Annotated in this window: 12 protein-coding genes; 4 read left to right on the plus strand and 8 right to left on the minus strand. The window is 46.5% G+C overall.

The features are described from left to right. Positions 1-81 precede the first annotated feature (81 nt). From mnmE to R7E47_RS22760, 8 genes are all read right to left on the minus strand, one after another. Complete coding sequence (gene mnmE, locus R7E47_RS22725; RefSeq protein ID WP_258669687.1) at positions 82-1,443, minus strand: tRNA uridine-5-carboxymethylaminomethyl(34) synthesis GTPase MnmE; 1,362 nt, start codon at positions 1,441-1,443, stop codon at positions 82-84. Between the two features lie 130 nt (positions 1,444-1,573). Continuing rightward, positions 1,574-3,196, minus strand: coding sequence for a membrane protein insertase YidC (gene yidC / locus R7E47_RS22730; protein ID WP_005383834.1), 1,623 nt, complete (start codon positions 3,194-3,196; stop codon positions 1,574-1,576). 2 nt (positions 3,197-3,198) lie between these two features. Further along, entirely contained in the window at positions 3,199-3,456 is a 258-nt protein-coding gene (gene yidD, locus R7E47_RS22735) for a membrane protein insertion efficiency factor YidD (protein WP_005378822.1), read from the minus strand. After that, positions 3,423-3,746: a ribonuclease P protein component gene (gene rnpA / locus R7E47_RS22740; RefSeq protein ID WP_005394102.1), complete on the minus strand. Its 324-nt coding sequence runs from the start codon at positions 3,744-3,746 to the stop codon at positions 3,423-3,425. Before rnpA ends, yidD begins: the two co-directional genes overlap by 34 nt. Positions 3,747-3,792: 46 nt before the next feature. After that, positions 3,793-3,927: a 50S ribosomal protein L34 gene (gene rpmH, locus R7E47_RS22745; RefSeq protein ID WP_005378825.1), complete on the minus strand. Its 135-nt coding sequence runs from the start codon at positions 3,925-3,927 to the stop codon at positions 3,793-3,795. 242 nt (positions 3,928-4,169) lie between these two features. Beyond that, positions 4,170-4,907 (minus strand): amino acid ABC transporter ATP-binding protein, encoded by a 738-nt coding sequence (locus R7E47_RS22750; RefSeq protein WP_005378827.1) that lies wholly within the window; start codon positions 4,905-4,907, stop codon positions 4,170-4,172. Next, positions 4,904-5,575 (minus strand): amino acid ABC transporter permease, encoded by a 672-nt coding sequence (locus tag R7E47_RS22755; protein ID WP_005378829.1) that lies wholly within the window; start codon positions 5,573-5,575, stop codon positions 4,904-4,906. The genes R7E47_RS22750 and R7E47_RS22755 overlap by 4 nt, the downstream gene beginning before the upstream one ends. Positions 5,576-5,689: 114 nt before the next feature. Continuing rightward, positions 5,690-6,436, minus strand: coding sequence for an amino acid ABC transporter substrate-binding protein (locus R7E47_RS22760; RefSeq protein WP_005378831.1), 747 nt, complete (start codon positions 6,434-6,436; stop codon positions 5,690-5,692). A 412-nt stretch (positions 6,437-6,848) separates the two neighbouring features. Here R7E47_RS22760 and dnaA point away from each other — a divergent pair, with 412 nt between their 5' ends. From dnaA to R7E47_RS22780, 4 genes are all read left to right on the plus strand, one after another. Beyond that, complete coding sequence (gene dnaA / locus R7E47_RS22765) at positions 6,849-8,255, plus strand: chromosomal replication initiator protein DnaA (RefSeq protein ID WP_005378835.1); 1,407 nt, start codon at positions 6,849-6,851, stop codon at positions 8,253-8,255. A 63-nt stretch (positions 8,256-8,318) separates the two neighbouring features. Continuing rightward, entirely contained in the window at positions 8,319-9,419 is a 1,101-nt protein-coding gene (dnaN, locus tag R7E47_RS22770) for a DNA polymerase III subunit beta (protein ID WP_005394106.1), read from the plus strand. 9 nt (positions 9,420-9,428) lie between these two features. Then, a complete protein-coding gene (recF, locus tag R7E47_RS22775; protein WP_005378839.1) occupies positions 9,429-10,508 on the plus strand; it encodes a DNA replication/repair protein RecF in 1,080 nt (359 codons plus the stop codon). A 13-nt stretch (positions 10,509-10,521) separates the two neighbouring features. Beyond that, positions 10,522-10,766, plus strand: a 245-nt coding sequence (locus R7E47_RS22780; protein ID WP_318085069.1) for an ATP-binding protein, incomplete at its 3' end; no start/stop codon positions are given.

Consider the following 10,766-nt stretch of genomic DNA (forward strand, 5'->3'; position numbering starts at 1 on the left):
CGACGGCTAAAGCTCATGGATGGCTTGCCGTACAAAAAGAAACGCGGTGTGAGTTAAGCTCAGCACCGCGCGTTCGATTATTTACTTCCCGATACAGAATGAAGAGAAGATTCGTCCCAGTAAGTCGTCAGAACTGAACTCACCGGTAATCTCATTGAGATGTTGTTGGGTGATGCGTAGCTCTTCAGCCAATATTTCACCTGCCATATAGCCTTCAAGCTGCTCCTGGCCTATTTGAAGGTGCTGTGCGGCACGTTCTAATGCATCGAGATGACGACGACGAGCCATAAACCCACCTTCACTGTTGCCAGAGAAGCCCATACACTCCTTGAGATGATCGCGCAGAGCTTCAACCCCTGCACCAGTCTTCGCTGACAAACGGATAAGAGTAGGGTTATTGACGTGGCAGATCCCCATATCTTCACCCGTTTGATCCGCTTTATTACGGATCACAGTTATACCAATGTTGTCTGGTAGGCGATCCACAAAATCTGGCCAGATATCTTTCGGATCGGTGGCATCGGTTGTCGTGCCATCCACCATGAACAACACGCGGTCTGCTTGGGCGATTTCATCCCATGCGCGTTCGATACCAATTTTCTCTACTTCATCGGAAGCATCACGCAAACCTGCAGTATCGATGATGTGCAGAGGCATGCCATCAATATGGATATGCTCACGCAGTACATCACGCGTGGTTCCTGCGATGTCGGTTACGATTGCAGACTCTTTACCCGATAGTGCGTTCAGTAGGCTTGATTTGCCCGCGTTTGGACGACCCGCAATCACGACTTTCATCCCTTCACGCATAATAGCGCCTTGGTTAGCTTCTTTGCGCACCGCATCTAGGTTGTCGATGATGTCTTGTAGGTCACCAGCCACTTTACCGTCGGCCAAAAAGTCGATCTCTTCTTCAGGGAAGTCGATGGCTGCTTCAACATAGATACGCAAATGAATCAGCGACTCAACTAAGGTATTAATGCGGCCTGAAAATGCGCCCTGTAAGGATTGCAGCGCCGATTTTGCGGCTTCTTCAGAACTGGCATCAATGAGGTCTGCAATCGCTTCGGCTTGAGCTAGGTCGAGCTTATCGTTCAGAAACGCGCGCTCAGAGAACTCACCAGGACGAGCTGCTCGGATACCATCTATACCTAGAATGCGTTTTATCAGCATATCCATCACGACGGGGCCGCCATGGCCTTGCAGCTCAAGTACGTCTTCACCGGTAAATGAATGCGGGTTAGGGAAGTACAGTGCGATGCCCTGATCAAGCACAGTGCCATCTTCTGACTTAAACGGCAGGTACTCTGCGTAGCGGGGCTTTAGTGTTTTGCCAGTGACTTCTAACGCCACTTGGTTGGCTTTAGGGCCAGAAACTCGAATAATACCGACACCGCCACGACCAGGCGCGGTCGCTTGAGCGACAATCGTATCTGTAGTCATAATTTTGCCTTTTGAGCTGGGCTATAGGGAAGATACCTAGGGAGCCATCACAATTGATTAGCTGAATTGTAATCAGCCAAAAACAAAAAGGCGACCTTTTGGCCGCCTTTCTCAATCATTTCCTAAAAGGTTACTTGCTGTGTAAGCCTTTTTTCTCTAATCCTTTGTAGATCAGAGTTTGCTGGATAAGCGTTACGATGTTCGACACCAACCAGTATAGAACGAGACCTGATGGGAAGAACAAGAAGAAGAAGGTAAACATAACCGGCATAAAGGTCATGATCTTCTGCTGCATTGGATCCGTTACCGTTGTCGGGCTCATCTTCTGGATTAGGAACATAGATGCACCCATCAATAGCGGCAGGATGTAGTAAGGGTCCTGCGCTGAAAGGTCATGAATCCAACCGAAGAATGGAGAGTGACGTAGCTCAACCGATTCCATTAGTGCCCAGTAAAGCGCGATGAAGATAGGCATCTGTAGGATAAGAGGTAAACAGCCACCTAGTGGGTTCACTTTCTCTTTCTTGTATAGTTCCATCATTTCTTGGCTCATGCGCTGACGGTCATCACCGATACGCTCACGCATTGCTTGCAGCTTAGGCTGAAGCATACGCATTTTCGCCATAGACGTGTATTGCGCTTTTGTTAGTGGGTACATTGCACCACGAACGATGAAGGTCAGACAGATGATTGCCACACCCCAGTTGCCAACAAAGCTCTGGATGAATGAAAGCAACATATGAAGAGGCTTCGCAATGAACCATAACCAGCCGTAGTCCACTACTAGGTCTAGGTTAGGTGCCACTTCTGCCATTTCATCTTGCAGTTTTGGACCAACCCAAAGTGTTGCTTCAAACTTAGCCTGATCGCCTGTTGCGATAGTTTTGTTTGGCATACGAACGCCGATGTCGCCTAGGTTGCCAATTACACGAGTGTATAGGTTAGTACCTGGTTCGTTACGTGGGATCCAAGCTGCGGCAAAGTAGTGCTGAATCATTGCTGCCCAACCTTGGCCATCGGCTAGGTTAAGAGACAGGTTGCGATCCTGCATATCATCAAAGCTGTACTTCTTGTAACGCGTATCTTCTGTTGAGTATGCGCCACCACGGTAAGTAGGCATTGTGATGCTACCACCATCGTCCATTAGGTTTTGACGTAGGTGAGCGTACATACCAAATGTTGCGTTGTTGCCTGAGTTGTTCACTACATCGTATTCAACATTAAGCGCGTAGCTGCCGCGTTTAAAGATGTAAGTTTTGGTGTATTCGATGCCGTTTGCAGTGAATGTCATCGGAACGCGAAGTTCATCTTGACCGTCAGCCATTGTGAAGCTGTCTGCACTTACGTTGTAGTGAGGGCGATTTGTGCTGCTCAAGTCGATACCTTGAGGACCCACTAGACCGCTTTGAGCGATAAATTGGTGACCTTGAGCGTCTTTAAGCAGAACAAAGGAATCTGATGAATCTAACTCAGCAGAGTATTCGTTAAGGTTGGCATGTACCACATCGCCACCGACGGTGTCGATCGACAGAGTTAAAACATCAGTCGTTACTGTGATAGTTTTTGCAGAAGCTTGCTGTTGACCAGGAACTGGGTCAAGTTCATCAGCAAAAGATGGTGCAGGTAGAGTGCTGCTTGATTGAGCCTGTTCAACTGCTTGAGGTTCTGGATTCTTTGCAACTTGCCATTGTTGAAACAGCAAAAAAGAAACCAGGGCCAAACCGATGAGCAGGATATTACGTTGAGAATCCATCGTTAGTTATCTCTGTCTTGTTTTTGGACTGGTGGAACGGGGTCATACCCCCCTTCATTCAAAGGGTGGCATTTTAATAGACGTTTGCCTGATAACCAACATCCTTTTACAAAACCGTGAGCTCTCAAAGCTTCTAGCGCGTAAGTGGAACAGGTTGGTGTGAACCGGCAACGAGGACCAATCAAAGGGCTGATAAACCAGCGATACAGATAAACGAGCCCAATGGCTATCCACGTGAAGGGCGAGACAGGCGTTGCCATAGCTTATCAAACAACTTAAAAATTTCCTCATTGCTTAAATCTTGCGCGCTTTTCTTTGCAATCACAACAAAATCTTTGTTTGGAAGCTGATGTTGATTGTTACGAAAGCTTTCACGAGCCAAACGCTTAAATCGGTTACGACCGACAGCCGTTTTGATTTGCTTTTTGGGAACCGCTAAACCTAATCGTGGGTGAGAAAGTTTGTTATTGCGAGCAATGATGGTGAAATGAGGCGAGCCAGCTCGATGAGCTTGCTGGAAGACGTTTTGATAATGCTCGGGAGTTAACAAACGTAACTCCCGATTAAACGCGTACGTGTTCAAAATAAACTAGCGATTATTTTGATAGGCGCGCACGGCCTTTTGCACGACGTGCGTTGATAACTTTACGACCGTTCTTAGTTGCCATGCGAGCACGGAAGCCGTGAGTACGCTTGCGCTTTAGAACTGTAGGTTGAAAAGTGCGTTTCATGATAATTACCTTTACTGATCAGTAGTTTTAGGTTCTTGTTAAACCCGGCGTGGGTATTTGCTTTCTTATATAAAGAAGCTCTTTATATAGAGAAGAACAACCGACGCCTCTCAACAAAGAGGCGGAATTGTAATCACACTCACATAATGTGTCAATGACTCAATGAGTACGAAATTCCGGCCGGGCGATTATACGTAGTGTGAGTAAAATCTCAAGGATCAATCGATCCTGATGCTTGATCGTTACTCTATTCCTACTTGGTTAAGGAATTTTTTCAAACGAGGATCTTGTGGATTATCGAAGATATCCTGTGGAGAACCTTGCTCAACGATATTGCCTTCCGCCATGAAGATCACTCTATCAGCGACTTCTTTCGCGAATTGCATCTCGTGCGTCACCACCAGCATGGTTTGATGCTGATTAGCTAACTTCTTCATTAATGAGAGAACTTCACCGACCCATTCAGGATCCAGCGCAGAAGTTGGTTCGTCAAACAACAGCAGTTCTGGTTGCAGCGCCATCGCTCGGCCGATACCCACACGTTGTTGTTGGCCGCCAGATAATGCCGCTGGATAACTATCGCCTTTATCCCCAAGGCCGATGTCATCCAGAATTTGTTGCGCTCGTTTGAGAGCATCGGCTTTTTTCCAACCTCGAACGGTCACTAGACCTTCGGCAATGTTCTGGCGCGCATTCATGTGGGCAAACAGGGCATAGTTTTGGAACACAAAGCCAGTTCGACGACGCAGCGCTAATACTTCGGCTTTAGTGTGTTTTTGAGTATCAACGGAGATGTCATCTATCGTGATACGACCTTCATCTGCTTGTTCTAGAAAGTTCACCGTACGCAGCAAGGTTGATTTACCCGTACCACTTGAGCCGATAATCACGATGATCTCACCTTGCTTAATATCGAGGTCGATGCCTTTCAGCACTTCAGTCTCACCAAAACGTTTGTGAATATTTTCTAACTTAATCATCGTACGTACGCCTTATTCAGTTTTGCTTCTGCCCAGATTTGTACGCGAGTCAGAATCACCACCACGCCCCAGTAAATAAGAGCAACCGCAAGGAAAGCTTCAAAGAAACGGAAACTTGATGAGGCTTCCATCTGTGCTTTCGCCATGATTTCGGCCACACCAAGCGTGAAAGCGAGAGACGTTGACTTGATCATATCGATGAAGTAGTTCATCAATGAAGGCAGTGCGACACGCGTTGCTTGAGGTAAAATCACTCGGCGCATTGCTTGGGATGTCGTCATACCGACCGATAAGCTCGCTTCCATTTGGCTGCGATCAATGCCAATAATGGCGGCACGAATACTTTCCGCCATATAAGCGGCAAAGTGCAGCGTTAAACCGATAACCGCTGCTGAAAAGGCGTCGATACCGACCATCAATGGAAAAATTTGCGGTAAGCCGTAATAAAGCAGGAAAAGCTGAACCAACAGTGGGGTGCCACGGAAGAAGCTGATGTACAGTTGGCTTAATTGATCCAGAACTGGCAGTTTAAATACGCGAATATTGGCTAAAATGACGGATAAAATCAGCGAAAACACCAATCCCCATGTCGCCATTTCCATGGTTGTGCCAAGATATTTCAGCAATATCGGCAGCAGTTCCAACATGTAATTAAAGTCAAATCCCATAAGGCTTACCTAAAGGCTAGAGAAAAGAAAAGGTGGAAAACAAGTTCCACCTTTACGTAAGTTTATTTTAGCCCGAGAGTGATACCACTTTGCGGCCTAAAGTACAAAGAGTTCTTATTTCGTGATGTCAGCGCCAAACCACTTCACGGAAATTTTCTCTACTGTACCATCTGCGCGCATCTCAGCCAGTGCTTTGTTTACTTCTTCTTGCAGCTTACGACCTTTCTCGTTGTCAACGAAAGGCCATGCGTTTTGAATGGTCTCAAACGGTTCGCCTGCCAATTCCAGAGGAAGGCCAGTTTTCTTAATCAGCTCTAACGCAGAAAGACGATCCATTACAAACGCGTCTGCACGACCGAGCGCCACGTCATGTTCGATACCTGTGTCGTACGTTTTAATGTTGATCTTGCCGTCTTTGTCGTATTGACGCAGCAGTTGCTCAAAGTTAGAGCCTAGGTTCACCGCAACGGTTTTGCCCGCAAGATCGTCAACACCTTTGATGCTGTCGTTGCCTTTACGCACGGTAATTTGTGCGCCATCTACAACGTAAGGGTCAGCAAATAGGTATTTAGCTTTACGCTCATCAGTCATGGTGATTTGGTTGGAGATCGTATCGATACGACCAGTTTCTAAAAGACCAAATAAACCAGAGAAGTTGGCTGTTACGTATTCGATTTTGTAATCGTTACGTTTACCGATTTCATCCCACATGTCGACTTCAAAGCCTTGTAGCTTGTCTTGCTTTACAAAAGTAAACGGGAAGTAGCGACCTGACATACCAACTTTGACTTCAGTAGCGGCTTGTACGGTTGCTGCCGACAGTGCAATGGCTGCAACGGCAACCTTAATCCAGTTTTTCATAATACATCTCCATAATTTTATGGTTGGAAATACTACTGTTAGTTAGCTCAATTAAATAAATAACCAAGAGCAATAACCTAGACCTGTGAGTTATTAGATAATAGAAGAAGAATGTTAAATGTGACGAAAATGCGAACTGAACCTAGCGAAATGATCGACAAAATCAGCATTGGGAATAAAATAATACACAGACTTATCACCAATCGCTCGATCTTGTGAATTTTGCCCAATTGTGGATCGTTGTGTGGGCAAATTTGGGGCAAGGTGTGTTGATCTCATCAAGTTTGCAGAAATAATTGTGAATAACTTGGATCTTATTCACTGGATCGTCGATCAATCGCTGGCGATCTTGGTTATCAACAGGTAAAATTGCCAGTCTTTTCCGATAATTCAATTACTCAGTGGGGGCACCGTGTCATCTTCGCTTTGGCTGCAATGTTTGCAGCAGCTTCAAGAAGAGCTACCAGCTACAGAATTCAGCATGTGGGTTCGTCCGCTACAAGCGGAGCTCAATGACAATACTCTCACTCTATTCGCGCCAAACCGCTTTGTGTTGGACTGGGTGCGTGATAAGTATCTGAACAATATTACTCGCTTACTGCAGGAATACTGCGGTGGCGATATTCCTAACTTACGTTTTGAAGTGGGGAGCCGACCTGTCTCTGCACCAAAACCAGCGCCGACACGTACGCCTGCAGATGTGGCTGCCGAGTCATCTGCACCTGCGCAATTACAGGCGCGTAAGCCAGTACACAAAACCTGGGATGACGACGCTCAAGCGATTGCGGCTATCAATCACCGCTCAAACATGAACCCAAAACACAAGTTCGATAACTTTGTTGAAGGTAAGTCGAACCAACTGGGTTTGGCTGCGGCGCGTCAGGTATCGGATAACCCAGGTGCAGCTTACAACCCACTATTCCTATACGGCGGCACGGGTTTGGGTAAAACCCACTTATTGCATGCGGTGGGTAACGCGATTGTGGATAACAACCCGAACGCAAAAGTGGTCTACATGCACTCAGAACGTTTTGTGCAAGACATGGTGAAAGCGCTTCAAAACAATGCGATTGAAGAATTCAAACGCTACTACCGCAGTGTGGATGCACTCCTTATCGATGACATCCAATTCTTTGCTAATAAAGAACGTTCACAAGAAGAATTCTTCCATACCTTCAACGCACTATTGGAAGGTAATCAGCAGATCATTCTAACGTCTGACCGTTATCCTAAAGAAATTAATGGCGTTGAAGATCGTCTTAAATCTCGCTTTGGTTGGGGTCTTACTGTTGCGATCGAGCCGCCTGAGCTTGAAACGCGTGTGGCGATCTTGATGAAAAAAGCCGAAGATCACCAAATCCACCTTGCTGATGAAGTGGCATTCTTCATTGCCAAGCGTCTGCGTTCGAACGTTCGTGAGCTCGAAGGTGCACTGAACCGTGTTATCGCGAACGCGAACTTTACTGGTCGTCCAATTACGATTGATTTTGTTCGTGAAGCGCTGCGCGATCTGCTTGCTCTACAAGAGAAGCTGGTGACGATCGATAACATTCAAAAGACAGTGGCGGAATACTACAAGATTAAAGTAGCGGACTTGCTGTCTAAGCGTCGTTCTCGTTCTGTTGCGCGTCCTCGTCAGCTGGCCATGGCGTTAGCAAAAGAACTAACCAACCATAGCTTGCCTGAAATTGGCGATGCGTTTGGGGGCCGCGATCATACGACCGTACTTCATGCTTGTCGCAAGATTGAGCAGCTGCGTGAAGAGAGCCACGACATTAAAGAAGATTACTCTAACTTGATTCGCACCCTGTCTTCGTAATCGGTTAGAATAACGGTATTCTAAGCAAATCATTTATTGAGCTGACAGCGTAAAGAGCCAAGCATGAAATTTACCATTGAACGTAGTCATTTAATCAAACCGCTACAGCAGGTTTCGGGCGCTTTAGGTGGCCGACCAACTCTGCCAATCTTGGGTAACCTACTTCTTAAAGTAGAAGAGAACGTATTGTCGATGACGGCAACCGATCTTGAAGTAGAGTTAGTAAGCAAAGTGACGCTAGAAGGTGATTTTGAAGCGGGCAGCATTACCGTTCCTTCGCGTAAGTTTCTCGATATCTGCCGTGGTTTACCGGACGATGCGATCATCACATTTGTATTAGAAGGTGATCGCGTACAAGTTCGCTCTGGTCGCAGCCGTTTCTCATTGGCAACGCTTCCTGCGAACGATTTCCCTAATATTGAAGACTGGCAAAGCGAAGTGGAAGTATCACTGAGCCAAGCCGATCTACGTACGCTGATCGACAAAACTCAGTTCTCGATGGCGAATCAAGACGTTCGTTACTACCTCAACGGCATGTTGTTTGAAATTGACGGCACCACGTTACGCAGCGTGGCGACGGACGGCCACCGTATGGCGGTATCGCAAACTCAGCTAGGTGCAGACTTTGCGCAGAAGCAAATCATCGTGCCACGCAAAGGTGTGCAAGAATTAGTAAAGTTGATGGATGCGCCAGAGCAGCCTGTAGTACTTCAGATCGGTAGCTCCAATGTTCGTGCTGAGGTGAATAACTTTACTTTTACCTCTAAGTTGGTTGATGGTCGTTTCCCTGACTACCGCCGTGTATTGCCTCAGAGCACCAATAAGACCCTAATAGCAAGTTGTGACGAGTTGCGCCAAGCCTTCTCTCGTGCTGCGATTCTTTCCAACGAAAAATTCCGTGGCGTGCGTGTGAATCTGGCTGATACTGAAATGCGCATAACCGCGAATAACCCAGAACAAGAAGAAGCGGAAGAGATGCTTGATGTAACCTTTGAAGGTGACGCTATCGAAATCGGCTTTAACGTAAGCTATGTGCTTGATGTTCTGAACACGTTGCGTTGTGAAAATGTACGTGTGTCGATGTCGGATGCTAACGCTAGCGCGTTGATTGAAAATGCCGACGATGACAGTGCCATGTACGTGGTGATGCCAATTCGTCTATAAGCCAACTGAATGCCTCTTTCTCGTCTCATCATTCAGCAGTTTCGAAACATTAAAGCCTGTGATATTGAGTTATCAGCAGGCTTTAACTTTCTTATCGGGCCGAACGGCAGCGGTAAAACCAGTGTCTTAGAAGCGGTTTATCTGCTCGGGCATGGCCGCTCATTCAAGAGCTCTCTCACCGGACGAGTGATACAAAATGAGTGTGACGAACTGTTTGTTCATGGTCGTTTTTTGAACTCGGATCAATTTGAGCTACCTATCGGCATTAATAAGCAGCGTGATGGCTCAACAGAGGTTAAAATAGGCGGTCAATCTGGACAAAAATTAGCGCAGCTGGCACAAGTTCTGCCTCTGCAGTTGATACACCCAGAAGGGTTTGATTTACTGACAGATGGCCCTAAACATCGTCGTGCGTTTATTGATTGGGGCGTGTTTCATACCGAGCCCGCTTTTTATCAAGCATGGGGAAGGTTCAAGCGCCTGAACAAGCAGCGCAACGCGTTGTTGAAAACCGCCAATAGTTATCGTGAGCTCAGTTATTGGGATCAGGAAATGGCAGGATTGGCTGAAAACATCAGCCAATGGCGAGCAAGTTACATCGAGCAGATGAAAACTGTCGCAGAAACTATCTGTCAGACATTTTTGCCAGAATTTGAGATCCAATTGAAGTATTATCGTGGCTGGGATAAAGACACTCCATACCACGAGATACTAGAAAAGAATTTTGAGCGTGATCAGGCATTGGGATACACCTTTAGTGGCCCAAACAAAGCTGATTTGCGCATTAAAGTGAACGGAACGCCCGTTGAAGATGTTCTGTCACGCGGTCAATTAAAACTCATGGTGTGTGCATTGCGTGTAGCGCAAGGGCAACACCTGACAGAGATGGCCGGTAAACAATGCATTTACCTAATTGATGACTTCGCGTCGGAATTAGATAGCCAACGTCGCAAGCGTCTTGCTGACTGCTTAAAAGAGACGGGCGCACAAGTATTTGTAAGCTCTATCACTGAAAGCCAAATCGCCGATATGTTGGACGATAACGGTAAATTGTTTCATGTGGAACATGGCAGGATAGAGTCAAACTAGAAGAGAGAAACTCATGTCTGAAAATTACGATTCATCGAGTATTAAGGTACTGAAGGGTCTGGATGCGGTACGTAAGCGTCCAGGAATGTACATCGGCGATACGGACGACGGCACCGGCCTTCACCACATGGTTTTCGAGGTGGTGGATAACTCAATTGATGAAGCGTTGGCAGGTCACTGTAAAGACATCGTTGTGACAATTCATGAGGATAACTCGGTTTCCGTTAGCGATGATGGTCGTGGCATTCCAACAGAAAT

The organism is Vibrio sp. Vb1026 (assembly GCF_033338745.1).
Lineage (GTDB): Bacteria > Pseudomonadota > Gammaproteobacteria > Enterobacterales > Vibrionaceae > Vibrio > Vibrio alginolyticus.

Bases quoted from the DNA above. Each gene is read 5' to 3' on its own strand.
- R7E47_RS22760 (WP_005378831.1), bottom strand. From the start codon at position 6,436: ATGAAAAACTGGATTAAGGTTGCCGTTGCAGCCATTGCACTGTCGGCA.
- rpmH (WP_005378825.1), bottom strand. From the start codon at position 3,927: ATGAAACGCACTTTTCAACCTACAGTTCTAAAGCGCAAGCGTACTCAC.
- R7E47_RS22750 (WP_005378827.1), bottom strand. From the start codon at position 4,907: ATGATTAAGTTAGAAAATATTCACAAACGTTTTGGTGAGACTGAAGTG.
- R7E47_RS22755 (WP_005378829.1), bottom strand. From the start codon at position 5,575: ATGGGATTTGACTTTAATTACATGTTGGAACTGCTGCCGATATTGCTG.
- recF (WP_005378839.1), top strand. From the start codon at position 9,429: ATGCCTCTTTCTCGTCTCATCATTCAGCAGTTTCGAAACATTAAAGCC.
- mnmE (WP_258669687.1), bottom strand. From the start codon at position 1,443: ATGACTACAGATACGATTGTCGCTCAAGCGACCGCGCCTGGTCGTGGC.
- dnaN (WP_005394106.1), top strand. From the start codon at position 8,319: ATGAAATTTACCATTGAACGTAGTCATTTAATCAAACCGCTACAGCAG.
- yidC (WP_005383834.1), bottom strand. From the start codon at position 3,196: ATGGATTCTCAACGTAATATCCTGCTCATCGGTTTGGCCCTGGTTTCT.
- yidD (WP_005378822.1), bottom strand. From the start codon at position 3,456: ATGGCAACGCCTGTCTCGCCCTTCACGTGGATAGCCATTGGGCTCGTT.